Consider the following 26,998-nt stretch of genomic DNA (forward strand, 5'->3'; position numbering starts at 1 on the left):
ACCATGCCGGGGTGGCGGTTTTTCCCCGAAACGAGTAATGCCACGCCATGAAAGCGCTCCGACGGGCCCGACGGTACGGACAGGGTGGCGCATGGCTTTGCCCCGTTGCCTTGCGACGGGATCTGAAAGGGACAAAAATGACGATAGCGAAGGAAACGGCCGCACTTCTGGAGAAGCTCGGTGTCGCCAAGGACGCGCTTTCCGGCGGCGACCTGATCGTGCGTAGCCCGGTGACCGGCGAGCGGATCGCAGCGCTGAAGACGATCTTGCCGGGCGATGCGGCCAAAACCATCGACGCCGCCCACAAGGCGTTCCAGGCCTGGCGGCTGGTGCCGGGACCGAAGCGCGGCGAGTTGGTTCGCCTGCTTGGCGAGGAACTGCGCGCCCACAAGGCCGAGCTTGGCCGGCTGGTTTCGATCGAGGTCGGCAAGATCCCGTCCGAAGGGCTCGGCGAGGTGCAGGAGATGATCGACATCTGCGATTTCGCCGTCGGCCTTTCCAGGCAGTTGTATGGCCTGACCATCGCCACCGAACGCCCCGGCCACCGCATGATGGAGACCTGGCATCCGCTGGGCGTCGTCGGCGTCATTTCGGCCTTCAATTTTCCGGTCGCGGTATGGTCGTGGAATGCAGCCCTTGCGCTGGTCTGCGGCGACGCCGTTGTGTGGAAGCCGTCGGAAAAGACGCCGCTGACCGCGCTTGCCTGCGAGGCGATCTTCAAGCGCGCGGTCGAGCGCTTCGGCAATGATGCGCCCGCAGGGCTGGCGCCGGTGCTGATCGGCGACCGCGCCGTCGGCGAGATCCTGGTCGACCACCCGAAGGTGCCGCTGGTCTCGGCCACCGGCTCGACCCGCATGGGTCGCGACGTCGGTCCGCGGCTGGCCAAGCGCTTCGCGCGCGCGGTGCTGGAGCTCGGCGGCAACAATGCCGGCATTGTCTGCCCGACCGCCGATCTCGACATGGCGCTGCGGGCCATCGCGTTTGGCGCCATGGGCACGGCCGGCCAGCGCTGCACGACGCTGCGGCGCCTGTTCGTGCACGAGAGCGTCTACGACGCGCTGCTGCCGCGTCTCAAGAAGGCCTATCAGAGCGTCTCGGTCGGCAATCCGCTGGAAACGTCTTCGCTGGTCGGTCCGCTGATCGACAAGGCCGCCTTCGACAACATGCAGAAGGCGCTGCAGGAAGCCACCGCCCATGGCGGCAAGGTTACCGGCGGTTCGCGGGTCGAGAACGGCCATCCGGATGCCTATTACGTGCACCCGGCGCTGGTCGAGATGCCCAAGCAGGTCGCGCCGGTGACGGAAGAAACCTTCGCGCCGATCCTTTATGTGATGAAGTACTCCGACTTCGATGCCGTGCTCGACGAGCATAACGCGGTCGGCGCGGGACTGTCGTCGTCGATCTTCACCCGCGACCTGCAGGAGTCCGAGCGCTTCCTAGGCGTTGATGGTTCGGATTGCGGCATCGCCAATGTCAACATCGGCACCTCCGGCGCCGAGATCGGCGGCGCGTTCGGTGGCGAGAAGGAGACCGGCGGCGGCCGCGAGAGCGGCTCGGATGCCTGGAAGGCCTATATGCGGCGTGCCACCAACACGGTGAACTACTCCAAGGCGCTGCCGCTTGCCCAGGGCGTCTCGTTCGACATCGACTGAGGATCGCAGGCGCCGCTCATGGCGGCGCCTGTCCTGCACGATCAGGCCACGCAGGTCGACAGCGCGCATGGCGGCCGCGACGCCGGACACTTTCTGACGTTTGCCGGTGAGATCGCGGGTTGTGCGGAGGGCAGAACGTTCAGCCTCTTTCCGGTGCCGGAAAACAGACCTCGAAGGCCGCATCGACAACGGCGAGCTTGGCCGCCTGGACGGCCATGTATTCGTGGTAGAATTCCTTCGAAACCCACATCAGGGAATGGCCGCGCTGGCCGGCCCAGCCGATGCTGCCGAGTTCCTCGGCGTCATGCAGCTTGCGCGCGAGATGGGTGCGCGACAGCTTAAGCCATCGGGCGAACTCTGCGATCGAGACCACGCTTGTCGGGATCTTGTCCAGTCCGGCATTCTCTGGATCGATGCCGGACATCAGCCAGTCCATGACGATGCCGCCATTGTTGAGCCAGATGAACAGCGAGAAGGTCTGCTCGGGCTCACGCACCGGCGCTGAAGACAACAGACCGTCCGCGATAAGCGGCTGCAATCTGGCCAGCATTTCGGGCCGGTCGAGGAAGGTGGCCAGCCGGTTGCCGCCGTCGATCATATCCAGCGTCCTGAGATGGGCGAGGACCCAGCCCGTGAATGTCTTGATGGTGGCTGCCGTGGGCTGCATGGGATGGGCGCGCGCATCTTCGCTTGTCGGCAGATATTCGGCGATGTTGTAATGCAACATCTCCTTGATGAAGGCTTCCGCCGTGTTGCGGCTGGCTACCGAATTCTGGCGTATCACCTTGAGGAAGCGCGCCAAGGTCAGCGCGGTGTGATGGTCGTTCGGATTCCGCCTGAAATGCAGGGCAAGGCCGACATGGCCCATCAGCCAGCGTTGCTGCGTGGCGAAGATCGCGGCCAGCCGAGGGCTCGTTTCGTAGATCTGGATAAGCGCCCGTGACTGCTCCTGGACACCACGGTGCACAGCCGGATGGCCGGCAATGTCTTCGGCTTTCAGCGCCATCCTGCTCCTGCTCCGATTCAGCCCTCCGAACCGTGAAACATGAAGCACATTTCCAGCCTTCATCGTTGGTGTCCAGTATTGCGCTCCCCGTACCAAAGTAGGGCGGCCTGCATGCAGGCCGAGGCCATTTCCTCGCTAACTCTTTGCAAACGTTCGCAAAACTCCTCCCAACGATAGTCAGCCCGGCAGCCGCCGGCCGAATTGACGCACGCAAGGGGCAAGCACAGGCTTCGCGCCATCCGGGCCGGGGTGAGCGCGCGTTCCAGGCCAAGATTGAAACAAGCAACGGCATCGGCCGGCTCGCGCAGGTTGTCAGGACTCGAGGGCCTGCCGCAGCGCCGGACCGCTCCTGACGCGCAGGTCGAGATCAGCCTCGATATGGTCGATGTGGTGCAGCATCAGCGCGCTGGCGCGTTCGGCGTTGCCGTTCTCCAGCGCGTCCAGGATCTGCAGATGCTCGTTGTGGCCGCAGCTCGAAATGCCGGAGCGGCCATAGAGCGCGATCACCAGCGAGGAGCGCGCGACCAGCTCTTCCATAAAGCGCTGCAGGATGACATTGCCGGCCACGGAAGCCAACAGCAGATGGAAATCGCCGGAGGCCTTGATCTCGGAGCGCCTTGCGCTCGGCCCGCGCTCGGCGATAAAGCGGCCCTCTTCCTCGAGCTGTGCCTTGAAGGCGGCAACGTCAGCCGGTGTGATGCGCCCGGCGGCGGCGACCGCGATGCCGGGCTCGATCAGCCGGCGCGAGGCAAAGACCTGGCGCGCCTCTTCCGGCGAGGGATTGGCGACGAAGGCGCCGCGATTGCGCTCGGTGCGCACCAAGCCTTCGAAGGAGAGCATCTGCAGCGCCGCGCGTGCGACGGTGCGGCTGACATCGAATAGGGTGCCGACCTCGCCTTCGGACAGTTTGGTTCCGGGCGCAAGCCGGCGGTCGACGATGGCGTCCCGCAACTGGTCGCGGATCGCCTGGGCGCGATCCTCGTTGGCGTTGTCGACGGCTGGGAAGGTCTGGTCGGCGATGTTCATGGCGGCAAGGTCCTCAGCTCTTGTAGCCTGAATCGGGCCGCCTGCACGAGAGCCAAATTGAACGCAATAGTAGAAAAGATTGCATACGATTTCTGCTGACATCGCCGACAATCGCCCATAATTTGTGCATCGCACACGAGTGCTGCTTTGCTGGGCGCGAGGCCGGATCGACAATTTGCTCGAGGATTCAAACGCTTGAGGGTGGCGGCGGGCAACTGGCATGCATGATGCTTTGGTTAATCCGAGCCAAGAGGAGCCCGGATGTCCAAAGCCGCCGAAATCGACATCGTGTCCGTTTCGAAAGTCTATGGCGCGACCACCGCCGTCGAGGACATCAGCCTCAAGATTCCGGCCGGCACCTATTGCTGCCTGCTCGGTCCTTCCGGCTGCGGCAAGACCTCGACGCTGCGCATGATCGCCGGGCATGAGAGCATCTCGAGCGGCGACGTGCGGCTCGGCAACACCGTCGTCACCGACCTGCCGCCTGCCAAGCGCGGCACAGCCATGATGTTCCAGTCCTATGCGCTGTTTCCGCATCTCGACCTCGTCGACAATGTCGCCTTTAGCCTGAAGATGAAGGGTGTCGGCAAGGAGGAGCGCCGCTCCAAGGCGCTCGACATGCTGAAGCTGATGCAGATGGAAGCCTATGCAAGCCGCCGCCCGGCGCAGCTTTCAGGCGGGCAGCAGCAGCGCGTGGCGCTGGCCCGCGCATTGATCACCGATCCCGAGGCGCTGCTGCTCGACGAGCCGCTTTCGGCGCTCGATCCGTTCCTCAAGATACGCATGCGGGCGGAGCTGAAGAAGCTGCAGACCTCGCTCGCCATCACCTTCGTTCACGTCACCCACAGCCAGGAGGAGGCAATGGCGCTGGCCGACCTGATCGTGGTGATGAACAATGGCCGCATCGAGCAGGCGGCGCCGCCGCGCACCGTATTCGAACGGCCGGCGACCGCTTTCGTCGCCCGCTTCATGGGCGACCACAATGTCGTGTCCGGCCGCGTCAGCGGCAGCAGCGACGGCATGGTTCTCTTTGAGGTGCCGGGCGGCGTCTCGCTCGCCGCGAGCGGGCAGGGCCGCGAGCCCGGCGAGCCGATCGACATCGCCATCCGCACCGACCATGTGCGCATCGGCGAGGCGCCGGCGGCGGGGCTCGGCTTCAGCGGCATCGTTTCCAACATCGAGTATCGCGGCGCAACCGTGAAGCTCTCGGTCAACGGCGCTGGCATCGAGGAGTTCACAGTCATCCTCGACGACGAGGGCTTTTTTGCCAGGCCGGTCGCCGTCGGCGACGCGGTGCCGATCGCCTGGGACGCCGAGGATGCGATCATCCTCGGTCGTCTCGATTCCTGAACCATCACAACCAAACCAAAAGGGGAACTGACAATGACCAACACAACCGACAAGAAGACAGGCATTTCCCGCCGCTCGCTGCTCAAGACGGGCGCAGCGGCGGTCGGCCTTGCCGCCGGCTCCGGCGTCATCACCGGCTTCCCGACCATCTGGGCGCAGTCGAACATCACGCTGCGCCAGTTCGGTACCGGCGTGTCTAACCTCAATGCCATCGCCGAAAAGTGTAAGGCGGATCTCGGCATCACGCTGGAGATGACGGCGACCGATTCCGATGCCGCCGCGCAGCGCGCGGTGACACAGCCCGACAGCTACGACATCGCAGACATCGAATACTGGATCGCCAAGAAGGTATATCCGACCGGCGTCATGCAGCCGATGGACGTCAAGAAGCTGAAATATTACGACAAGATCGTGCCGCTGTTCATCACCGGCAAGCTGACGCCCGACAGCGTGATCGCGCAAGGCACGGCACCACACACGGTCGGCTTCGTGGAGGCGCAGGATTCCAAGGCCTTCGCCAAGGAACCGACCCAGTGGATGACGATGGTTCCGACCATCTACAATGCCGACACGCTGGGCATCCGCCCCGACCTCGTCGGCCGCGACATCACCACCTGGGCCGACATCATGGATCCGGCTTTCAAGGGCAAGGCCGCCATCCTCAACATCCCGTCGATCGGCATCATGGATGCGGCCATGATCATGGAAGCCATGGGCAACATCAAATATGCAGACAAGGGCAACATGACCAAGGAGGAGATCGACAAGACGATCGATTTCCTGATCAAGGCCAAGCAGGACGGTCAGTTCCGCGCCTTCTGGAAATCCTTCGACGAGAGCGTCAACCTGATGGCGTCCGGCGAAGTGGTGATCCAGTCGATGTGGTCGCCGGCGGTGGCAGCGGTGCGCTCCAAGGGCATCGCCTGCAAATATCAGCCGCTCAAGGAAGGCTATCGCTCGTGGGGCGGCGGCCTCGGCCTCGCGGCGCATCTCAAGGGCGCCGAGCTCGACGCGGCCTATGAATACATCAACTGGTACCTGTCCGGTTGGGTCGGCGCCTATCTCAACCGCCAGGGCTACTATTCCGCCGCCATGGACACGGCCAAGCAGTTCATGTCCGAGGATGAATGGGGCTTCTGGGTCGAGGGCAAGCCGGCAAAGGGCGACATCGTCGCGCCGGACGGCAAGGTGATGGAGAAGGCTGGCGCGGTGCGTGACGGCGGTTCCTTCGTCGAGCGCATGGGCAAGGTTGCCTGCTGGAACTCGGTGATGGACGAGGACCGCTACATGGTGAAGCGCTGGAACGAGTTCATCGCGGCGTGATGCACTGATCGCGGATGACGGCGGCGACGCCGCCGTCATCCGCAAACACAACCGCTCGTCGGATATCACGCATGACAGTCGCGCTCGAACGCCCTGCAATGGCCGCGGCCAAGCCCGCCAGGCGCCGCCGGTTCTCGATCGGCGTGATCGCGCCCTATCTGCAGGCGACGCCGCTCGCGCTGATCCTCGGCGCGTTCCTGCTGCTGCCGATCCTGATGATCGTCGTCGTCAGCTTCTGGGACTACGACTTCGCGGCGATGTATCCGGATTTCCTGACGACCAACTATTCCGACGTGCTCGGTTCCTGGGTCACCTGGAAGACCTATCTCAACACGCTGAAATACACTGCCATCGTCTGGGCGTTGACGCTCTTCATCGGCTTCTGGGTCGCCTATTTCCTCGCCTTCCACATCCGCACCACGGCCATGCAGATGGTGCTGTTCCTGGTCTGCACCGTGCCGTTCCTGACCTCCAACATCATCCGCATGATCTCGTGGATTCCGGTGCTCGGCCGCAACGGCCTGGTCAACTCGACGCTGGTGCATCTGGGGCTGGTACCGAGGCCGATCGAATGGCTGCTCTATTCCGAATTCGCCGTCGTGCTCGCCATGGTGCATCTCTACACGCTGTTCATGGTGACGCCGATCTTCAACACGCTGATGCGCATCGACCGCTCGCTGTTCGAGGCCGCGCGCGACGCCGGCGCTTCCGGCTGGCAGATCCTGTGGAATGTCGTCATCCCACTCGCGAAGCCCGGCATGGCGATCGGCACCATCTTTGTCGTCACGCTTGTGATGGCCGATTTTTCCACCGTGCAGGTGATGTCGGGCGGACAGAGCGCCTCCGTCGCGCTGATGATGAAGAACCAGATGTCGCTTCTGCAATATCCGGCCGCCGCCGCCAACGCGGTCGTGCTTCTGGTGCTGGTGCTCCTGATGGTCGCCGGCATCCTGCGCATCGTCGACATCCGCAAGGAGCTCTGAGGCGATGAACCGCGAGAAGCGCACTCTCGAATTCTACGGGCTGGCGGCCTTCTTCGCTCTGTTCGTGCTGTTCCTCTACGGGCCGCTGTCGGCGATCCTGATCCTGTCCTTCCAGGGTGAGAATGGCGGCCTGACCTTTCCGCTCAACGGCGTCTCGCTGCACTGGTTCGCCACCCTGTTCGAGAAGCAGGCGGTGGGCGATTTCGGCGGCAGCTTCAGGCGTTCGCTGGCGCTCGGCCTGATGGTGATGGCGGTGACCGTCATCGTCTCACTGCTCGCCGGGCTTGCCTTCCGCCGCAAGTTCCGCGGCGCCACGGCGCTGTTCTATCTCGCCGTCGCCAGCCTGGTCGTGCCGTCGATCATCATCAGCCTCGGCATCGGTGTCGTCTTCCAGCAGATCGGCTTTCGTCCGGCCTGGTACACCTCGGCCTTCGGCGCGCATCTGACCTGGACCTTGCCCTTCGGCGTGCTGATCATGTTCGCCGTCTTCAACCGGTTCTCGCCGGCCTATGAGGAGGCCGCTCGCGACCTTGGCGCCACCGCCTGGCAGACCTTCGCGCATGTGGTTCTGCCGATGATCGCGCCCAGCCTGATCGGCGTCGGCCTGTTTGGCTTCACACTCTCCTATGACGAGTTCGCCCGCACGCTGATGACGTCGGGCACCTTCAACACGCTGCCGCTCGAGATCTATGGCATGACGACGAATGTAACGACGCCGGTGCTCTATGCGCTTGGCACGGTGACGACCGTGTTCTCTTTCCTGGTGATCCTGCTGACGCTCGGCGCGATCGTCTATGTCGGCCGCCGCCGGGCGCGAGCCTGAACGGAGCCAACGTGCAGATTCTCGTGGTGAACCCGAACACGACCGCCAGCATGACCGAAACCGTCGCAGCGGCCGCCCGCTCCGTTGCCAGCGCCTCGACGGAGATCTTCGCCGTCACTTCGTCGATGGGGCCTGTGTCTATAGAGGGCTATTATGACGAGGCACTTGCGGTGCCCGGCCTGCTGGTCGAGATCGCCGCCGGCGAGCGCGCCGGCGCGCAGGCGGCGATCATCGCCTGTTTTGACGACACCGGACTGGACGCGGCGCGCGCCATGGCGAACATCCCGGTCATCGGCATCTGTGAGGCGGCGCTCAGCCTCGCCTCCTTCATTGCTCAGCGCTTCAGCGTGGTGACCACCACCGAACGCTCACGCGTGCCGGTCGAGGAGTTGGTGCGGCGCTACGGCATGGCCGCGCGGGCCCGCGTGCGCGCCGCCGACATTCCGGTCCTGGCGCTGGAAGACCCGGCATCAGGCGCCATCGTCAAGCTGCGTGACGAGATCGCGCGTGCGATCGAGCGGGATCGCGCCGAGGCGATCGTACTCGGTTGCGCCGGCATGGCCGACCTTGCGGCCGAGTTGCAGCGGGACTTCGGCCTGCCGGTCATCGACGGCGTCGGCGCCGCGATCAAGCAAGCCGAGGCGCTGATTGCGCTTGGCCTGTCAACATCCAAACGCGGCGCCTATGCAAACCCGCTGGCAAAGCCCTATCGTGGCGTTCTGAAATCCTTCGCCCCGGGTGACGTCGCCGCCGAGTGATACGATGCCGAGAACAATCCGCTTGCTCGCCTCACAAGAGGTGGAAATGCTTGTCGACTGGGCCGCGGGCGAAGGCTGGAATCCAGGCTTTGGCGATGCCGCCGTGTTCCAGGCGGCAGATCCCGAAGGTTTCATCGGCGCCTTCGTCGACGGCGAGATGGTGGCCGGCATCTCGGCGGTTGCCTATGGCGACCGCTTCGGCTTCATCGGCCTCTATATCTGCCGTCCCGACCGGCGCGGCGAGGGGCATGGCAGGGCGGTCTGGGACGCCGGCATGGCGCGGCTCGGCAATCGCACGATCGGCCTCGACGGTGTCGTCGAGCAGCAGCCCAACTACCGGCGCATGGGATTTCAGCCCGTCTACGAGACGCTCCGCTACAGCGGCCATGCCGTGGGTCTGCCCGGGGCGGCGACATCCGGCCACCGACGCCCGATCGGCTTGCCGACGTCCTCGCCTATGACCGCGGCTGTTTCCCGGCGCCACGGCCGGCTTTTCTCGAAGGATGGCTGCAGCCGCCGCGCGTTGCCTTGCTGGCCATGAAAGCCGGCCGGATTTGCGGCTACGGCGTGGCGCGTCAGTGCCGGGAAGGTTTCAAGGTCGGGCCGCTGTTCGCCGACGATACCGAGACCGCGCTGCGGCTGCTGGCTGCGCTGGCCGACATGATGAGGGGCACGCTGCACATCGACGTGCCGGTGGCCAATGCGGATTTCACCGCAGCGCTTCGGGCCGCCGGCCTGTCGCCCGGCTTCAGCACGACCCGGATGTATCGGGGAGGCGTGCCGGCAAACGCGCAAGCCAGGGTCTTCGGCATAACCACGCTCGAGCTGGGCTGACGCGGGGCGGCCGCTATCGCCGCGCCGAGCGCCGCAGCGCCTGGGGCGGCTGGCCGAAGCCGCGCATGAAGGCGCGGCGCATGCGGCCGGGATCGCCGAAACCGGTGGCGGCGGCGATGCGATCGAGAGAGGCGGAGCTGGTCTCCACCGCGGTTCGGGCGGTTTCCAGGCGCAGCCGCTCCACGGCCTTGGCAGGCGTAGTTCCCGTTTCTCCAGTGAAGGCACGGGCGAAGTGGCGCGGGCTCATGGCTGCGCGGTCGGCGAGAACCTCGACCGTCAGCGGCTCGGCGAGATGGTCCCGCATCCACTCAATCAAATCGGCGAAGCGGCCGGTGCGGCCGCCGAGCTCCACCAGCGAGGAAAACTGCGACTGGCCGGACCTGCGCTGGTGGACGACAAGCTGCTGCGCCGTGCGGCGCGCGACATCCTGGCCGAGATCGTCCTCGATGAGGGCGAGCGCGAGGTCGATGCCGGCGGAAATGCCGGCCGAGGTCCAGACATCGCCATCGTGAACGAAGATGCGGTCCGCATCGACGCTGATCCTCGGATAGCGGCGGGCGAAATCGTCCGTGCTTGCCCAATGCGTGGTGGCGCGGCGGCCGTTGAGCAGCCCCGCTTCCGCGAGCAGGTAGGCGCCCGAGCAGACGCTGGCGATCCGCCGCGCGCCGACGCGCTTCAGCCAGGCGGCGATCTGTTCGGCGGCAGCCAGGGAGCGCACGATCTCGCCGCCGGAAATGATGACCGTGTCGAAGCGCCCGTCGCGCAGAGGCGCCGTGGTGAGGCGGACGCCCGACGAGCTTTCGACCTCGCCGCCGCCCGGAGCCAGCATCGCCAGCTCGTAGCTTCCGGGGGCGAAACGCCCGGCGATCTCGAAGGCGGCCGTCGGCCCCGCGGCATCGAGCAACTGGAAGCCCGGGTGGATAACGATCGCGACTGTCCGTTGCATGGCAGTTTTCGCACGATTTATGTCATTTCGGCCAAAGCCTAGCGCCTTTACACTTTCGGTCAACCTCTTCGGTCGAGCAGAGGATCCACCATGCGCTTGCGGACTGTCTTGTGGGGCGGGCTGGGTATCTTTGTGCTTTTCCTGGCTCTCGGCGCGGGATGGCTGTTGTCGCTGCCGCCGACACCCGAAGCCATCGCCGCGCCGGCGATCGGCCGGCAAGAGGCGGACGCCACGATAGCGGCGCTGGGGCCGAAGCGGCAGCGGCCGCTGGTCGCCATCATCGGCATCAATGACGCCACCGAAACCACCGACTATCTGATGCCCTACGGCATCCTGAAGCGCGCCGATGTGGCCGATGTGATGACGGTGGAGCCGGACGCGACGGTGGCGGCGTTCGATGCGCGGCATCCGCAAGGCGCCGACTACGTCATCGTTCCGGCGATGAGCCGCGACGACGATCCTGCGGTGCTTGAATGGATAAGGCGCCAGTCGGCCAAGGGCGCCATCGTCATCGGCATCTGCGCCGGAGCCAAGGTCGTCGGCGCCAGCGGGTTGCTCGACGGCAAGCGGGCGACCACGCATTGGTACTCCGTGGGCGGGCTTCGCGATCGGCATCCCTCGATCCGCTATGTCGCCGACCGGCGCTTCGTGGTCGACCAGGGTGTGGCGACGACGACCGGGATCACTGCGTCGATGCCGATGATGCTGACCCTGATTGAGGCCATTGCCGGCAGGCAGAAGGCCGAAGCCGTCGCGACTGAGCTTGGACTGACCGGCTGGGATGCGCGCCATGCCAGCGCCGCCTTCAAGTTCACGCGCCCCTTCGCGTTGACGGCGATTCGCAGCACGCTTGCCTTCTGGGATCACGAGCAAATGGGTCTGGAACTGACGCCGGGCATGGACGAGGTGTCGCTCGCCCTTGTCGCGGATGCGTGGTCGCGCACCTACCGTTCGCGCGCCGTGACGGTTTCCGGGACGAATGAAGCCATCACGAGCCGCAACGGCATACGCTTCCTGCCCGACCAGGTGGCCGCCTCTTGGCCTTCGGAACGGCGGATCGCCAGCTTCGAGCATCAGCCACCGGTCGAGGCGCTGGACCAGACGCTGCGGAACATCGCCGACCGCTACGGCACCGGCACGAAGGATTTCGTCGCCATGCAGCTCGAATATCCGAAGCAGGGAGCTTCGCAATAAAGGCGCTGGCGCCATGGTCAAAGCCTCGGACTTCGAACAGCCGCCGGCGGCGACGCGGAAGGGCCGTGGCGCTTCGGCCTGGCAAGCCGTGGCCCGTACGGGATGCCGTGTCCTTGCGTGACCAAAAGCCGATGGTTGTGCAAGGTTGTATTTCAGAAACGACTACAGAATTACCTTTTAAGGCGCAGAGATTGTTAATTTTTGCCAAGTAGCATAAGTACGAACGTGATGCTATCCAGCTAGTTTGGTAGTATTCCCGAGTCGATTATGGATGGCGCACTTCCCTCCGATCTCAGCTGTCGACCAATTCGCGAGGGCGATTGGGATGGCGTGATCGGCTGCCTCCGCAGGGGCTTTCCGATGCGTCGCCGCAGGTACTGGGAACATGCGCTGACCCGTCTGTCGCAACGGCCCGCGATCGACGACTGTCCGCGATACGGTTTCGCCCTGGAGAGTTCCGGCCGGATCGTCGGGGTCGTGCTCACCCTCTATTCCCGCTACCCGGGCCGGGAGGGCGATGAAATCCGCTGCAACATCTCAAGCTGGTCGGTGGATAAGGCATTCCGCCCCTATGCCATGAAGCTGATCTGGCCGGTGCTCAGGCGACGGGATGTGACCTACACCAACATTTCGCCGGCGCCTTCGACGTTGAATGCCAACAAGGCGCTCGGCTTTCGCCTCTTCGCCAGCGGCCAGTTCGCCTTCCTGCCGGCCTTGAGTTCGGCGCAGCCGTCATGCCGCGTGCTCGAGGTCCGCTCCGACCTCGCCGAAATGGCGATGCTGTCGGACAGCGAGAGATCCATCCTCGAGGATCATGCCGCGCTGGGCTGCCTGTCATTCGTCTGCATTCGCGACGGGGCGGCATACCCGCTGGTGCTGATGCCGCGCCGCATCCTGCACGGCCTGATCCCGTGCGCCCAAATCGTTTATTGCCGTTCGCTCGCGGATCTGAGCCGCGGCGCCGGCGCGCTGGGACGCTTTCTCCTGCGACACGGAATCCTGCTCTGCCTAGCCGATGCGAACGGGCCGATCGCAGGCCTGTTCGGCCGCTACTTCGCGAACAAGGGGCTGAAATATTTCAAAGGGCCGAAACCGCCTTCGCCCGGTGACCTGACATTCACCGAACTGGTGATATTCGGCCCCTGAACCAGAGGGCGACGACAGGTCAGCAGCGCCGTCTTTCGTCGGCATTGCCTTTGTGCTCCCGAAAGTTCAGTCCTGCGGCCTGGCCCTTGCCGCCGCTACCTCGCGCCAGTGCGTTCCGAGCGAGACACCGACGAGCAGCAGGCAGAAGCTGAGCGCGAGCGGAGAGTAGAACGCCTCTTCCTGCAGCACGGCATTGGCCGAGATGGTGACGATGCCGACAAAGGCGAACAGGAAATCCGGGTCGCCGGTCTCGATCAGCTGCCGCCGGGCGGCCACGGCGAGCGCCGCCAGGAAGCCGAAGAAGATGAAGCTGCCCACGCCCATCTGGTAGAGCATGACGCCGACGGCGCTCTCGACGGGAACCGAGGCGACGCCCTCGGCCTGGGCGGTCGCCCAGCTGAGATTGAGGCTGGTGCTCGACAAATTGCCGCCAAATCCCAATCCTTGCCCAAGCGGGTTGGCCAGGAAGTCGCGCAAACCGGCGGTCAGGCCAAGCACGTGGTAGTCGCCATGCGTGGCGCCATAGGCGATCGCGGCCGTCGTCCAGGCTGCTGCCAGAGCCAGGGCGACCGCGAGCGTCAGGCGGGCGCGGGGAGGGCGGTAGATGATGCGCATGGCGAGTGCGATGAGCAAAAGGAACGTGGCGCCCTTGGAGCCGATGACCAGAAGCAGCGGTAGGGCGGCGATGGGCAGCAGCCAGCGGCCCCTGAACAGGAGCCAGGCCGAGATGATGCTGAGCGCGTAGGCGTAGCTGATCGAATGGAAATTCGGGCCGCCGATGCGGAAGACACTGGGCAGGATGTCGTTGAAGAACGGCGTGTTGAAGAAGGTCGTCGTCATCACGTCCTGCAGGCCACGGAAAACGAAGCCCGTTTCCTTGAGCGACTTCTCCCAGACGCCGGTCTCGATTTGCCGGGCGATGTTGCGCTGGATGTAGAGGTCGCCATGGAACAGGCTGAGGAAATCCATCGTGAAGGTCAGCTCCACATAGCCGTAGATGACGGCGCCGGCGCCGAGCCAGAACATGCTCTTGCGCAGGTCGACCGGATAGAGGCTGGCGGCGAGAACCGCGATGTGGAAGCAGGCGAGCGGCGTGATCGTGTTGCGGAAATAAACGACCGCATCCTTGGGCTGGCCGTGCACGATCCCCAAAGCAAGATAGAAACAGATCGTCCCGCACAGAACGATGCTCAGCAGCAGCCAGAAGCGCAATTCGGTCAGGGCGCGCACGCGCTGCTGGAACGACGCGGCAAGGAAGATGCAGAAGGCGGTCATCAGGATGACGAAGTTGGTGCCGCGCAGCGCGTCGAACGTATCGTTGTCGGGGATGTAAGGGGTGTACCAGGTCACCACGAGGTTCTGGTAGAGGAAGGCGCAGATGATCAGGACGGGGACGCCCGCGGGCATGGCGTTGGCCACGATCAGCGTCAGCAGGAAGGTCGCCGCGATGCCGAACGGCGTCCAGACGGCAAAGGCCGAAACCGTCAAGGCAACGAGGGTAAGCGACACGCAGACATGCAGCAGCGCGTCGCCGCGCGGCGCCTCAAAGCTCGACGCGTCCAGGCCGACCGGCGGATATGTCCCGGTGACGCTCATTGCCGGTCGGCCTTGACCGTCGCAGGCATCGGCGCCCGGATGTGCTGAGCCTTGTCCATGTCAGTCCTCGCCGTCGCTGCCCAGCAGGGCGGCGATCATCGAGCTGTCGAACCCTTCCGCGCTCTGCCTGTTGGCGATGAAGCCGAAGCCCTGGTCGAGCTCCCAATGGGACCAGCCGATCTGGTTGGCCTCGGCCGCCCTGCGCACGGCGCGAACCCAGCGCGCGCGGCTGTCGGCATCGACGCAGAAATTGAGCACGCCGAACTCGTTCAGCATGACCGGGCAGTGCTGGGCCGCCGACCAGCGGCCGAGCCCGGCGAAGTCCGACGCAATCCGCGCTTCGCCCCACGGCCTCGACAGTTCCTGCTCCAGAAGGGAGGCAGCCTCCTCGTCGCCCGCCGCCTGGAGTTTGGAGACAAGCGCCCGGACCGGCGGCGAGTCCTTCGTCGCAGGAAAGGGCAGGTTGGCGAGACGGGCGAGCGGCGATCGATCCCAGGTCTCGCATTGATGCGTGAAGGCCATAGGCGCGTAGTAGTGGATGGCGGCGATCTGCCTGTCGTCGGCCAGCGGCGGGGTGTCGCCGATCTCCCAAATGCCCTGGAAGCGCGCCGGCCCCCAGACCATCGCGTGCAGCGGACATTTGGCGCGCAAGGTTGCGGCAAGGTGTTCGCGCAGCGCGAGCCAGTCGCTCCGCTCCATCGGCGGTTCGTTGAGCAGCTCCGGATAGACCGAGTCCTCCGGCAGGTCGGCAATGACGACGCGGAGCGCCGTCCAGGCTTGAACCACGCGTTCGGCCGCGCTTGCCGGATCGCGCTCGAACGCGGCGCGCAGATCACCCGAAGGATGCATGTCCACCAGCACCGCGAAGCCCAGCCCGACAAGCTCGGCCACGCCACGCTGAATGGCGCGTAATGCCGCCCTGTTGCCATCCGCGACGAGATCGCCATTCACCGGCAACCGGATCGTTTCGAACCCAGTTTGACGAAGCTTCTCCAGAACGGCCGGGGTAGGGGCGCTCCCGCCTTCTCGTTCGAACCATCCGGGGAGGTTGAAGCCATGCGAGGGAACGGCGCGCTTGTTCGCCGCCGGCAGCGTGGCGGAGACGGAAAAAGGCAAGGCTGTAAGCAGTGCGCCGCCGGTCAGGGCAAGCGCACGCCGCCGCGACAGCGCCGGCAAAGCCTGCTCCGGCGCCCGCATGGATCAGGTCCTCGCAACGGCGCCGCGGCGCCAGTCGCCGGCCTTCGACGGGACGTCGTGCGGGGTCTTGCCGGGCTGGGCGCTGTCCTGCGCGATCACCAGCGTGGCGCTGCGTTCGACCTGGCCAGCGCCGAGATGCCGCTCGATCAGATCGGCGGCGTCGGATGCCCTTTCGGACCGGTTCAACGCGAACAGCGTGAGATCGGCCTTGGCAAAAAGCTCCGGGTCCCAACCTTCTTCGCCAAGCGATGGGGCGACCACGAGCACGAAATCGAAGGCGTTGCCGGCTTCGGCAAGAATGCTGCGCAAGCTGTTGCGATCGCGCGATTGCTGACCCTGTCCGGCCGCCCCACCGGCTGCAACCGTACGCAGGCCGCTGGCGCCGTCGATGAACAGGCCGGAGCCGTACCCGGCGCGATGCGGCAGGTCTCCGACTTCAACCACGAGCACATTCTGTTCGGCTCGCTGCAGGCCGATCCCGACCATCGCGCCGGCGAGCCGTGCCTCGGCGCTGCTTTGCATCGAGGACACCAGCAACACAAAGGGTTTGGGGTGGTCGCTCAGGCGTCCGAGGATCTGCCGCATCAGTCTCAGCACGGCCAGCGACAGTGTTTCGTTGCCGGTCTCGAACAGCGACTTCCTCATCGCCTTGATATTTGCAAGCGCCGCGCCCCCGGCGACCCCGGGCAAGCGGTATTCGCCGAAATCGGCCGGCACGGGCAACGATCGGGGCTTGGCCTGCGGGCCATCCTTGGCTGGATCGACCGCCTGCGGAGCGTCCCGCCATTGGCTCGACGGATCATCCTCCGGCCGACCGACCGGGCCCAGCATCAGCGCGAGGCCGCATCCGGCCATGAGGCCGAGAAAGACGCTCACCGGCAGCAGCAGGGCCGGCTTTGGCCAGGTCGGCTGCAGCGGCGGCGCGGCGGCACCGATGGTGCGTGCCTCGGACGTCTGGACGCCCTGCAACTGCGATGTTTCCTGCGCGCGTTTCAGGAAGTCGTCGAGCACGGTGCGGGCGGCCTGAGCTTTCGAATCGAGTTGCCTTAACTGCACCTGCGCCAGGCTCGAGTCCTGGGACTGCTGGCGCAGGGCTTCGAGCTTGTCCTGCAGCTTTCCGGCATTCTGGACGGCGAGATCGTAATTGGCCTTCAGCTGCTGCCTGATCCGCATCGCCTCACCGGCCATAAGCCGGTTGATGCGGTCCAGTTCGGACCTCAGCCGGCCGATCGCCGGATGGCGCGGCCCGTACATGGTTTCCAGATTTGCGAGCTCGGTGGCGCGCTGGTTGTAATCGTCGCGCAGATTGGCGGCCGCGTTGGAGGAGAGTATTTCCGACAGCTTGGCCAGGCCGGCAGCGGAGGTGCCAGCTGCCAAGGCCTGATTGTATCTGTCCTTGGCCTTGTCGGCATCGCCCTGCGCGGCAATCAGCTGCGTCGTCAGCTGGTCGAGCTGCGATTGCAGCGTGCCGCCATCGGTCGGGTCAACGATCCTGTGCTGCGATTTGAAATCCTCGACCGCGCGCTCGGCGTCGCTGACGTCCTTCTGCAGGCCTTTGATCCTGTCGTTGAGAAGGGAATTCACATCGTCATTGGCGGTTTCCCGCTCGCCGGCCAGGCTCGCCTTGTAACGGTCGACGATGGCGTTGGCGATGCGGGCCGCCTTCTCCGGCGACGGCGAGGTGAAGGAGACGTTGATGACATAGGTCAGCCCTTCGCGCTCGACCGATACCGCCTTCTGGAAACGCTTGAAGGCCGCGTCCTGCGGGGTACCTCCGCCGAACAGGGACATGACGCGCGATATCAGGCCGCGGGACGAGAATTCGGGATCGTTCCGGAGCTTCTGGCTGTCGAAGACGGTGCCCAGCAGGTCCTGCGATTCGATGACGAAGACCTGGCTCGCGATGGCTGCGCTGTCGGCCCCGATGCCCGGAAGGACGTTGTTGAAGTTGGTCGCGCGCGCGTCGCGCGGATCGATCAGGATCGAGGCGGTCGCGGTGTAGCTGGGACTGGTCACGGCAAGGTAGAGCACCGCCAGAAGCAGCGCCGCGCCGGTGAAGGCAAGCACCAGCAGTCGGCGCCCCCAAAGAATGGCCCACAACGGTCCGATATCGAACAATGGCGGAAGAGCGCGATCGTCGATCCTGGCTGGCTTCATTACCTTTCCCCTGCAGAGCCGGCGTACCGACGCCACTCTACACGGTCCAGTATTCAGGATTAACGTTAGCCTTTCGTTAAGGTTACTGAGGTGCTTACGCGATTCATTTCGCGGTAACAGTAACCATGCAGAGCGTTCGCGCTGGCGCAATTGCCGGCTTTTGCTCTATTCAGGGGCAGGTTTCAGCGTCGGCTCGCCTGCCGCGGGGGTTAGGCCAGTTGATTGCTACAGGGGCCGACGTTGAGTGAGAATCAAGCCGATCGCGACGCCGTGGCCGGGAGCGCCAGCCCCGGGGCCGGCATGCGCATGCCCATCGTGGCGCTCGCCAAGAGCGGCGCGGTGGCCGGCATCATCAAGCTTGCCAGCGCGGGCCTGTCCTTCCTGATGTTCGTGGCCGTCGCCATGGTGATGGACGGACGGCAGTTCGGCCTTTACAGCGCGACCTATGCCGGCGCCAGCCTGGTGTCCTTCTTCGCCTCGGTCGGACAGCAGAGCACCGTGCTCAGGTTCTGGCCGCAATATGTCGGGCTTGGCGATCTCAACTCCGCTCACGGCATGATGGCGCGCGCCATTCTCGTGGCGCTGGCGGGGCTTATAGGCTCCAGCCTGCTCATCCTCCTGGTCGGATTCCTGCCGTTCATCGGCAAGGGCACGCCGGAATGGTTCTCGCTGTGCCTGGCCGCCGCGGTCTTGTCCTTCTCGCTCGGCTGGTCGGAGTTCACCTCCGGCGCCTTCCGGGCCAAGAACGCGCTGATATCCGGCCTTTTGCCGCGCGATATCATCTGGCGCGCGGCGACGATCGGTATCCTTTTCGTCTGCCATTCCATGCGCGTCGAGATGAGCGCGGTCGAGGCGACCTGGCTGACCGCCCTGCTGCTCGTCCTTTCGGTCGTTCCGCAAACCGTGGCTCTGGTGCGCGACACGGCGCGCGCCGAACGTGGCCCCCTGAGCGAAGGACAGAAGCAGGAATTCAGGACGGTGACGCTTGGCCTGTGGGGCGTCACCTCGCTGCCGCCGGCGCTCGGGCAGGTCAGCACCCTGCTCGTGGCCATGATCCTCGGGCCCGAGGCCGCCGGCGCGATCTTCGTCGCCGACCGGACGACACGGTTCGTGGCGCTTGCGCTCAACGGCATCAACCAGGCGCTCGCGCCGCAGATCTCCAGCGCCTTCTACAGCGGCGACAGGGCGCATGTTCAGCGCATCACCAGCCTCGCCGCGCTTGGCAGCTTCGCGATCGCGCTGTGCGTGCTCGCGGCATTCTGGATCCTGGGCGGCTTCATCCTGTCGATGTTCAATCCGGCCTATGCCACGCCCGCCATGCGCGCCACGCTTGTCATCTTCGGCATCGGCGCGACGTTCGGCACGGCTTGCGGCCCGATCGAAGTCCTGCTGCAACTGACCGGCCTCCAGCATGCGCTGTTCAAGGTGCTGGTCATCGTCAACGCGCTGGGGCTCGGCGCGACCGCCGTGACGACCTACTTCTTCGGGCCGATCGGCGCGGCGGTCAGCATCGCTGGCACCGTCATCGCATGGACCGCCATTGCGGTGTCGATCGCCAAGCGTAGAATAGGCATCGACCCATCTATCTTCGGCTTTGCGATGGGGAGGGCGGCGCCCGCTCCCCGCGTGGCGCTGAAGGGGCGTATGTGAAGATCATCCAGGTTCAGACCCAGGCCGAGGCCGCGGGCGCGCAACGAATTTCCGACATGGTGGGTGAAGGCCTGCGGGTTCGCGGGCATGATGTGCGCACCGTCTTCATGTACCGGAAGACCGACGCTTTCGACGGCGATCCCTATGCGGATTTCATCCTTGCCGGGCGCCCGAAAGGATTGCCCGGACAGGTGCGCGCGGCCATCGGCCTTGCGGCCTATCTGCGCGCGGCGCGGCCGGACGCGGTGATCTCCTATCAGCACTACGGCAACATCTTCGGCACGATCGGCGCCCGGGTGGCCGGAGTCCGGCACATCGTTGCCAACCAGAGCGGCGCGCCGCAGACCAAAGGGGTCATGGGCCTGCTCTCGCAGATCGACAAGCTGATGGGCATGTCGGGGCTTTATCAGGCGAACGTCGTCAACTCGGCCTGGACGGAAGCGCAGTTCGATCGCTACCCGCAAGCCTACCGGCGGCGGATCCGGCGCATCGATCACGGCGTCCCCGCACCAGATGGAGACTTCAACAAGGTGGCCGCGCGCGCCGGCTTCGGCTTGCCCCGGGACGTATGGCTTGCTGTCTCGTCGGGGCGTCTGACGCAGATGAAGAACCAGATCGCGCTTGTCGGAGCGCTCGCGCACCTTCCCGATATCCATGTGGCGCTGGCCGGCGTCGGACCGGAGCGGGATGCCCTTGTCGATTTTGCCGCGAGCCGGGGCATCGCGGATCGGCTGCACTTGGTCGGCGAAGTGCCCACGGCGCGCATTTTCGAATTCCTCGCGGCCGGCGATGCCTATGCGTTTCCGTCGATGACCGAGACCTTTGGCCTTGCCTGCGTCGAAGCGGCGATTTCCGGTCTGCCGGTGGTGTCGAACGACCTTGCGGTGATGCGCGAGGTGCTGACGGCCGAGGATGGCGAAGCGGCGGCGATCTTCGTCAAGGCCGATGCCGACGGCATGGCCGGGGGCCTTGCCGAGATGATCGCCAGGCCGGAACTGATGGCCACGCTCTCCGCGGCGGGGCGGCGACTCGGACAGAAATATTCGCCGGCGAGGATGTGCGCGGGCTACGAGGCGCTACTGCTTTCCTGAGTGCTTTCGCACCGCCGCGATCCCGTCGATAACCTCCAGCATGCCGGCGCGGTTAAGCGTGTGGATCTTCGGGTAAGGCCAGTCGCCTTCCGGATCGACCGGCCGAGGCTGCGAAAGCCGAACCGCCTGCTGGTCGAGGTCCAGCAATTCCGACAGGCCAAGCCCGCCGCCATAGCCGAGCGTTCCGTCCTGAACCGGAAGCAGGATACGGCCCTCCCGGTTGCGAACGAAAGCTCCGCCTGGGCGTGCCATACGAAGGTCGATCAGGACAGGGTTCATGGGATGCGGGGTCCACGGGCCGGAGAGCGCCTGAGCGCTGAAAACCACCAGCGTGTCGGACGTGCTGCCGTAACCGTCGCGATCGGTCGCGAACAGCCAAAGTTGCCCGCCATGCTCGAGCAGCGTCGCGTCGGATATCTCGCCTTCGACCAGCACCGTCTCGGCGGCCCAGCGGTCCGGGAAGCCCGTGGCGCGATAGAGGGTGAGCCTGCCGCCGGCGCTGGCCTCGGGAAGCATCCAGACCGCGCCGTCACGCTCGAACACCTGCGGGTAGGAGAGGTGGTGCGGTTCCTCCAGCACGACCCTCGGCGTCTCGGGGGCGCCGCTGGCATCGAACGGCACGACGGAGATGACGGCCTTGCCGGTCGCATGAGGGTAATCCTCGACGAAGAGGAATGACCGGCCTTGCCACTGGAACGGAAAAGGGTCGGCGTAGAAATGGTCGCCCGGATCCGGCAAGACCGACCAGCCGCTCCCGAGCCGGCCTGTCTCAGCCACGCCGGGCGCATCGGTGAAGCGGTAGCCGACGCGCCAATGCGCATGGCGATAACCGACGCGCCGCATGGCCTCCCGGCCAAGCCGCGGCAGCGCCGAGCCGAGATAGGCGGAGGCGAAGGCAAACGCCGTTGCCTTGTTGAGGTGTCGGTCGTCAGGCGTTCCTTCGCCCTGAAAAGGCCGGCCTTCAGCGAACGCCCGCGCGATCGAAACGATCAGAGTCACGGCGCGGGCAAGCACATCCCCTGTGCCAAGCGCCGCCGATTCCCGCCTGTCCACCATCGGCAGAGCCCGGCCCACCACCGTCTCGCCGTTGAGAACGGCCTCGATCACTGGCAGCCTGCCGGCCGCGACCGCTATCGCCGCCGAGAGGTCAAAGCCCGAGCCGTCAAATCGAAGGCCGACTGTCGGGATATCCGACAGCGCCGCGTTGCCGGCAAGGTCCAGCCTCAACGCGACGGGCCGGCCGCCGGATCGTGCCTCGAGCCTGTCAAGCGGAGCGCCGAGGCCGGGCCCTTTCCGTCGAAACAGGCGCTGCTCGAAGGCAAAGGCGAGCTTTGCCGCAGCCGGCCAGGCGGCCGCTTCGGCCTGATGCAACACGGCCACGTCATGACCGTCGGCCCGAAGCCGCTCGATGACGAGCTCTTGCCATCGGCGAGGGGCAATTTGCGGAACAATCACGTCGATCGAGACCATGTCATTCCCGTTCGCGGTTATTTTGGTGCTCGGGCCGCAGACACTCGAAAACAGATGACTTGGCGGAAAAAGCTTACCTTGCGGTTACACTTGAAATCCGCAAGCGTGATTTGCGGGAAAATAAATCTCGACTGCCCCGGCCCGATCCTGCGGAACGTAGAATGCATGACAGATTTGCAACCGGCGTCCGAACTCTTGCATATACCAAGTTTCTAACTTTCCTGCGATTTGCCTTGACGCGGAACGCAAGACGTCGTCGATAGATCGGGCCGCTGTCTGCCGGTTCGGATTCTTATGTTTGAAGTCACTGCCGAGGATTCCTTCGACTTCCGCTCGACGGAATATGTCGAGCTGTTCGCCAGCTCGGCGGCGACGGCCTTTCAGCACCCCATATGGCTGGCGCAGCTCTATGAGCGGATCGTCCGGCAGAGCTCCGCCACCCCGCTGATCATCGTTGTGCGCGCCCGGCCGGGCGGCAAGCTCGCCATGGTCCTGCCACTCGTCAGGCGCCGATACACGTTGCTCAAGGTCGTGGAATTCGCCGACATGCGCGTTTCCGACTATGTGTCGCCGGTCACCACCGAGGAGACCTTGTCGCGCATCCTGGCGGATAGCCGCGCAGTCGCCGCGATCCGCAGGCATTTGCGGCCTTATGATCTCCTGCGCATCGGCAAGCTTGCGGATCGCTCGCTGGCCATGGAGCGCCTGTTTGGCATAGCCAAGCGCGAAAGCATGGGCATGAGCGCCTATTCCAGCAAGCTGGAGCCGACATTCGCCTCCTGGCGGGAACATCAGCTCAACCAGTCCTACCGCAAGGAACTCGACAAGAAATCCCGGCAGCTCGGTCGCATGGGGGAGGCGCGCTTCGAATGCGCCCAGAACATCGACACCATCCGCACAACATTCGACGCGCTCAAGATCTACCGCGGCAAGCGTTTCGACGGCAGCAACGGCCCTGCCGACCTGCTGCAGCAGCAATCCTATTTCGATTTCTATCTGGCCGTGGCCGCAGAAGGGTGCGACGGCTTCGCGCGCACCTATACGTTCTGGATGAATGACAGGGCGATCGCCGGCGCGCTTGGGCTTGCTCACAAAGGCTCTCTCCTCGTCATCCTCGGCGGCTTCGACGAGGCCGGTTACAGGAAGCAGTCGATCGGCAGCCTGCTGTTCGAACAGATCGCGCGCGACTGCATCGAGCGCGGCGACCATTCCCTCGACTTCACCATCGGCGACGAACCCTACAAGCGCATCTTCGGCGGCCGGCCGTCGCCGATGTGGCAGATCTTCCGGGCCGGGAGCCCGCTCGGCTACGCGGCGCATTTGACGGTAGAGAAACTGCCCGCGGCCAAGGCGCTTGCGCGGCGCGTGCTGCACGGCAAGAAGGCCTCCCCGATCGCGTGTCGCCGGTCCAAGCGGACGATGAATTGAGTCCCGAAGCTCGAAAGACCTGAAGCGCGTCGCGCTCGGCGGACTGTCTACAAAAGCGCCGGCTGGATGGTCGGGGTGGTTCGCGGTCTCGGATCGGCCCGCATCACGTCGCGGCTTCGAGTCTCGGCCTGCTCAGTCCGCGTAGCCTGGCGGCGAAACTGGGGCTCAGCCTGTTGATCCCGTGCATGATGCGGCGGCGGCTGAAGTGAAGCTGCCGCCATGCGCGCCAGCGTAGGTCGTTCTCGATCGTCAGCCTACGGCGGAAGTCCGCCAGATGAAGCCCGCGTGCATCCATCGCGCGCTTCGCAGGGTCGCCGTAGAAGCTCGCGATCTTCGCGGCCGCCATCCCTGGCGAGGCCATCCATTGCGGCACGTGCACCTTGCACAGGCGCTCGACGTCGGTGAGCAGACGGCTGACGCCCGTTCCGGCCGCGGGGCAGGATGTCTGATAGGCATCGCCGATCAGGACGACGCCATCTTTAACGCAATTCTCGGCGACGGTGATGTCGGTCAGCCAGCTCTCGACCTTGTCCATGACCTCGAAATCGCCGAATGCCTTGACGAGCCCCGGCAGGGTGTCGATCAGCGTTTCCCTGGGCCGCTCGCGCAGGGCCTTTACCCAGGGGTCACGATGATCCCTGAAGACAAACAGATTGGCGCGCGTGACATCGGCGGCCGGGAACAGGTTGAGATAGTCGATGCCGTCCGAGGTCCGTTCGCCATAGTAGGTGAGCGCCGGATGCCTGAAGGTGCTGTCCCCAGCCGGGCGAATGTTGAAGCCGAAGGTCAGCGACTGCCGCTGGTGGACGAACCGGCGCTCGATGCCAAGGTCGCGCTTGAGAATGTCGCCCATGCCCGTGGCGAGCACGAGCAGCCTGGCGGTGACGTCGCCTTGCCCCAGGATCGACACGCGCTGACGGTCCGCTCCCGCCTCCAGAGCGTTGACCCGGCCGGCGATGAAGCGCACGTTTTCGGGCAGTTCCGCCCGCATGGCGCCGACGAGGTCGTCGTAGAAGATGCCGAAGTGCCGGGCATGCGTGCGGTCGAGAAGACGCCCCTTACGGATGTTAACGATCTCATCGAACGCGACCGCCGCGCTGGCCAGCCTGTCCAGAAGGCCGATCCGGCGTAACTTTTCGATCTGGTCGCCGGCGATCTTCTCGACGCGGAATTCCCTGGGAAAGACGGGATAGCGGTCGACCAGCGTGACCTGAAAGCCGGCACGGCCGAGCACGTTCGCCGCAAGCGTGCCGGACAGGCCGCCGCCGACGATGACGATCTCCGTGTCGATCCCCGCTGGCAGCGAAGGGCGGGACTGATCGGCGGTCATTTGGAATACCTCAATATGGCGTAGATGGCCTGGGGGCTGGTGGTGAAATAGCGCCAGAAAAGCCGGCGCGGCTCCATCAGCACGCGCCACAGCCATTCGAAACCGGCTTTCTGGACCCAAAGCGGCGCCCTCGGCACCTTGCCGGCAAGATGGTCGAATAGCCCGCCCGAGGTCTTGATGACGCCGACATTCGAAAGTCGCGAGGCAAAGTCGCGGACGAAGATCTGCTCGCGCGGAACGCCGAGGCCCAGCCATAATATATCGGGCGCGAGTGCATTGATCTCGTGGAGCTTGCGTTCGAGTGTTTCGCCGGCAAGGTAGCCATGCGAATTGCCGACGATGCGCAGGCCGGGATATCTGGCCTTCATGCCGGCAACGGCGTTGCGGTTCTCGGCCTCCGTCGATCCCAGCAGGTAGAAGGTCGTGCCCTCGCGTTCGGCGAGCTTGGCCACATCGTGAAAGAGGTCGGTGGTGGCGACCCGCTCCGGCAGGTGCACGCCGCACAGCAGGCGTGAAGCGAAAACGAGCGGCTGACCGTCGGCGAAGATCTGGTCGGCCTCGCGAAAGAGCCCGGCCGTTTCCGCATTGGCGCGCGTCTGGGCGATGACGTCCCCATTGGCTGACGTGAAATAGTAGGGACGGCAGCCGGGCAGATGCCCGCGCGCCGCGGCGATCATCAGATGGGCCGCTTCCCGCCGATCGATCACCGTGATTGGCAGCCCGCCGATCAAAACGGTCGGGAAGGCGGAAAGCTTCTCGGGAAGAGGTGCTGATTCCTGGCGCGCGGCTGCCGCCCCATCCGCATTGGACGGGCGTCCAGATCCTTCAAAGTCTCTTTTCGGATTTTCCATTGCCCTGCGCATTCGAGAAGTATTCCACCCTCGAATATTCTAGGTAAAAGCAGCGGAAAGTTAAGCAATTCGTTAATCGTTAGTTAATTCATAGGATTTTACTAAAAATCTATGCAATCGTTCGATTCTCTACTTCAGCCGAGCCGTGTAGTGCGGTGGTGCGAAGGGCATGTCCGCCTCTGCTTTGGGCGCCAAGGGAGAGGATTCGTTCGTCCACTCGCCGTGACGACGCCGAAGCTTGCCTCCCTTTCGGCGGCCTTGCTGCCCGTGGGCAACGGCTCGTCCCAGTCAGAAGGTCGGCGGGGTGTTGATCCACAGCAGGACGGTTTCGCCGTCGTGGCGATTGCGCCAGGAATGGTAGCGGCGGCTTTCGAAATACAAGGAATCGCCGGGGCCTAGATCGAAGAACTGGTCGGAATCCAAGACCAGTTCCAGGCGTCCGGACAGCACATGCATGAACTCCTCGCCTTCGTGGCGGTAGGCGCCTTCGCTAGCGGCGCCAGGCGCCAGGACGAAACGGTGGCAGTCCATCATCGTGCGTCCCTCGGCGAGAAGCTGCACGGTCACGCCGGGGGTGGTTTCCGGCCAGGTGCGCCATGCCCCGGCACGCACGAGCGCCGGCACGTCGTCCCGCTCCTCGCCGGAAAGGCGCGAAACGGTGGTGCCGTAATACTGCGCCAGATCGTGCAGTGTCTTGAAGCTGACGCCCTGCGATGTCCGCTCCAGGGTGGACAGCGTGGAGGCGGCGATGCCGACATCGGCGGCAATCTGGTCCAGGGTCTTGCCGGCGCCATGGCGAAGGCTGCGCAGCCTGCGGCCGAGGTCGGACGTATCCGCGGTGTCGGCACTGTCGGACGGTGCCTCGCTTTCCAGCGCTTCGCGGATGGCCGCCGGGTTGAGGCCGCGCTCGGTCCTGTACCAGGCGATCTTCTTCAGCCGCGCCACATCCTCGGCGCTGTATTGCCGGTGGCCGGTATCCGACCGTCCCGGAACGACGAGCCCTTGGCTTTCCCAAAGGCGCAGGGTCGAGGCCGAGACGCCCGCGGATTTCGCCGCCTCCGCCACCTTGTAGCGTACCGGCGTGGCATTGCTCATGAGCGGAATATTCCCGGTTGGTTTGTCTCTCAGCCCTGTTCAGGACCATCGCCGAAAACGGCGGCGGTTTGAAGCCGAAAACACCGCTTGCA

22 protein-coding genes and 1 pseudogene are annotated in these 26,998 nt (G+C 64.9%); 13 read left to right on the top strand and 10 right to left on the bottom strand.

The annotated features are described in order from the left end of the window. The first annotated feature begins 137 nt into the window (after positions 1–137). Positions 138–1,652 carry an aldehyde dehydrogenase family protein gene (locus EJ073_RS28365; RefSeq protein WP_126058524.1) on the top strand — a complete coding sequence of 505 codons (1,515 nt, stop codon included), beginning with the start codon at positions 138–140 and terminating at the stop codon, positions 1,650–1,652. A gap of 139 nt (positions 1,653–1,791) precedes the next feature. On the opposite strand, the gene EJ073_RS28370 is transcribed toward EJ073_RS28365, so the two are convergent. Together EJ073_RS28370 and EJ073_RS28375 are read right to left on the bottom strand one after the other, a co-directional pair. Beyond that, complete coding sequence (locus tag EJ073_RS28370; protein WP_189362982.1) at positions 1,792–2,658, bottom strand: hypothetical protein; 867 nt, start codon at positions 2,656–2,658, stop codon at positions 1,792–1,794. A 312-nt stretch (positions 2,659–2,970) separates the two neighbouring features. Next, positions 2,971–3,684: a GntR family transcriptional regulator gene (locus tag EJ073_RS28375; protein ID WP_126058526.1), complete on the bottom strand. Its 714-nt coding sequence runs from the start codon at positions 3,682–3,684 to the stop codon at positions 2,971–2,973. 261 nt (positions 3,685–3,945) lie between these two features. Between EJ073_RS28375 and EJ073_RS28380 the strand changes: the two genes are divergently transcribed. The 7 genes and pseudogenes from EJ073_RS28380 (at position 3,946) to EJ073_RS32610 (ending at position 9,755) form a co-directional block, all read left to right on the top strand. Further along, complete coding sequence (locus EJ073_RS28380) at positions 3,946–5,034, top strand: ABC transporter ATP-binding protein (protein ID WP_126058527.1); 1,089 nt, start codon at positions 3,946–3,948, stop codon at positions 5,032–5,034. A gap of 33 nt (positions 5,035–5,067) precedes the next feature. Next, entirely contained in the window at positions 5,068–6,357 is a 1,290-nt protein-coding gene (locus EJ073_RS28385) for a PotD/PotF family extracellular solute-binding protein (protein ID WP_126058528.1), read from the top strand. Between the two features lie 146 nt (positions 6,358–6,503). Further along, positions 6,504–7,340, top strand: a pseudogene (locus EJ073_RS28390) (ABC transporter permease); the annotation flags it as partial. Between the two features lie 4 nt (positions 7,341–7,344). Beyond that, positions 7,345–8,163 (top strand): ABC transporter permease, encoded by an 819-nt coding sequence (locus EJ073_RS28395; protein ID WP_126058530.1) that lies wholly within the window; start codon positions 7,345–7,347, stop codon positions 8,161–8,163. Positions 8,164–8,174: 11 nt separating this feature from the next. Next, the gene (locus tag EJ073_RS28400; RefSeq protein ID WP_126058531.1) at positions 8,175–8,921 is read left to right on the top strand and encodes an aspartate/glutamate racemase family protein; all 747 of its coding nucleotides are present in this window, start codon (positions 8,175–8,177) and stop codon (positions 8,919–8,921) included. Positions 8,922–8,967: 46 nt separating this feature from the next. Beyond that, a complete protein-coding gene (locus EJ073_RS32605; RefSeq protein WP_245455394.1) occupies positions 8,968–9,462 on the top strand; it encodes a GNAT family N-acetyltransferase in 495 nt (164 codons plus the stop codon). After that, on the top strand, positions 9,429–9,755 hold the full coding sequence (locus tag EJ073_RS32610) for a hypothetical protein (RefSeq protein WP_245455786.1): 327 nt from the start codon (positions 9,429–9,431) through the stop codon (positions 9,753–9,755). Before EJ073_RS32605 ends, EJ073_RS32610 begins: the two co-directional genes overlap by 34 nt. A gap of 13 nt (positions 9,756–9,768) precedes the next feature. On the opposite strand, the gene EJ073_RS28410 is transcribed toward EJ073_RS32610, so the two are convergent. Continuing rightward, positions 9,769–10,701 (bottom strand): GlxA family transcriptional regulator, encoded by a 933-nt coding sequence (locus tag EJ073_RS28410; RefSeq protein WP_126058532.1) that lies wholly within the window; start codon positions 10,699–10,701, stop codon positions 9,769–9,771. A gap of 90 nt (positions 10,702–10,791) precedes the next feature. Between EJ073_RS28410 and EJ073_RS28415 the strand changes: the two genes are divergently transcribed. After that, positions 10,792–11,895 (top strand): DJ-1/PfpI family protein, encoded by a 1,104-nt coding sequence (locus EJ073_RS28415; RefSeq protein WP_126058533.1) that lies wholly within the window; start codon positions 10,792–10,794, stop codon positions 11,893–11,895. A gap of 267 nt (positions 11,896–12,162) precedes the next feature. Next, on the top strand, positions 12,163–13,041 hold the full coding sequence (locus EJ073_RS28420; RefSeq protein ID WP_245455396.1) for a hypothetical protein: 879 nt from the start codon (positions 12,163–12,165) through the stop codon (positions 13,039–13,041). A gap of 66 nt (positions 13,042–13,107) precedes the next feature. Here EJ073_RS28420 and EJ073_RS28425 read toward each other — a convergent pair whose 3' ends face one another. From EJ073_RS28425 to EJ073_RS28435, 3 genes are read right to left on the bottom strand one after another with little or no spacing between them, the layout of a single operon-like run. Further along, complete coding sequence (locus tag EJ073_RS28425; RefSeq protein ID WP_126058534.1) at positions 13,108–14,637, bottom strand: hypothetical protein; 1,530 nt, start codon at positions 14,635–14,637, stop codon at positions 13,108–13,110. 60 nt (positions 14,638–14,697) lie between these two features. Then, positions 14,698–15,834 (bottom strand): cellulase family glycosylhydrolase, encoded by a 1,137-nt coding sequence (locus EJ073_RS28430; protein ID WP_126058535.1) that lies wholly within the window; start codon positions 15,832–15,834, stop codon positions 14,698–14,700. Between the two features lie 3 nt (positions 15,835–15,837). After that, on the bottom strand, positions 15,838–18,141 hold the full coding sequence (locus tag EJ073_RS28435) for a GumC family protein (RefSeq protein ID WP_245455398.1): 2,304 nt from the start codon (positions 18,139–18,141) through the stop codon (positions 15,838–15,840). A gap of 90 nt (positions 18,142–18,231) precedes the next feature. Between EJ073_RS28435 and EJ073_RS28440 the strand changes: the two genes are divergently transcribed. Both EJ073_RS28440 and EJ073_RS28445 read left to right on the top strand, forming a co-directional pair. After that, positions 18,232–19,641 carry a lipopolysaccharide biosynthesis protein gene (locus EJ073_RS28440; RefSeq protein ID WP_126058536.1) on the top strand — a complete coding sequence of 470 codons (1,410 nt, stop codon included), beginning with the start codon at positions 18,232–18,234 and terminating at the stop codon, positions 19,639–19,641. Further along, complete coding sequence (locus EJ073_RS28445) at positions 19,638–20,732, top strand: glycosyltransferase family 4 protein (RefSeq protein ID WP_126058537.1); 1,095 nt, start codon at positions 19,638–19,640, stop codon at positions 20,730–20,732. Before EJ073_RS28440 ends, EJ073_RS28445 begins: the two co-directional genes overlap by 4 nt. Here the strand turns inward: EJ073_RS28445 and EJ073_RS28450 are convergent. Beyond that, positions 20,718–22,202 carry a hypothetical protein gene (locus EJ073_RS28450; RefSeq protein ID WP_126058538.1) on the bottom strand — a complete coding sequence of 495 codons (1,485 nt, stop codon included), beginning with the start codon at positions 22,200–22,202 and terminating at the stop codon, positions 20,718–20,720. The two genes, EJ073_RS28445 and EJ073_RS28450, sit on opposite strands and share 15 nt — an antisense overlap. Before the next feature lie 294 nt (positions 22,203–22,496). Here EJ073_RS28450 and EJ073_RS28455 point away from each other — a divergent pair, with 294 nt between their 5' ends. Then, complete coding sequence (locus tag EJ073_RS28455; protein ID WP_126058539.1) at positions 22,497–23,630, top strand: GNAT family N-acetyltransferase; 1,134 nt, start codon at positions 22,497–22,499, stop codon at positions 23,628–23,630. Positions 23,631–23,733: 103 nt separating this feature from the next. Here the strand turns inward: EJ073_RS28455 and EJ073_RS28460 are convergent, their stop codons facing one another. The 3 genes from EJ073_RS28460 to EJ073_RS28470 all read right to left on the bottom strand — a co-directional run bounded on the left by EJ073_RS28460 (position 23,734) and on the right by EJ073_RS28470 (position 26,906). Next, positions 23,734–24,960, bottom strand: coding sequence for an NAD(P)/FAD-dependent oxidoreductase (locus EJ073_RS28460; RefSeq protein WP_126058540.1), 1,227 nt, complete (start codon positions 24,958–24,960; stop codon positions 23,734–23,736). Then, positions 24,957–25,667 carry a WecB/TagA/CpsF family glycosyltransferase gene (locus tag EJ073_RS28465; protein WP_245455400.1) on the bottom strand — a complete coding sequence of 237 codons (711 nt, stop codon included), beginning with the start codon at positions 25,665–25,667 and terminating at the stop codon, positions 24,957–24,959. The genes EJ073_RS28460 and EJ073_RS28465 overlap by 4 nt, the downstream gene beginning before the upstream one ends. 432 nt (positions 25,668–26,099) lie before the next feature. Continuing rightward, positions 26,100–26,906 carry a MerR family transcriptional regulator gene (locus EJ073_RS28470; protein WP_126058541.1) on the bottom strand — a complete coding sequence of 269 codons (807 nt, stop codon included), beginning with the start codon at positions 26,904–26,906 and terminating at the stop codon, positions 26,100–26,102. Between the last annotated feature and the right edge of the window lie 92 nt (positions 26,907–26,998).

This window comes from Mesorhizobium sp. M4B.F.Ca.ET.058.02.1.1 (assembly GCF_003952505.1).
GTDB lineage: Bacteria > Pseudomonadota > Alphaproteobacteria > Rhizobiales > Rhizobiaceae > Mesorhizobium.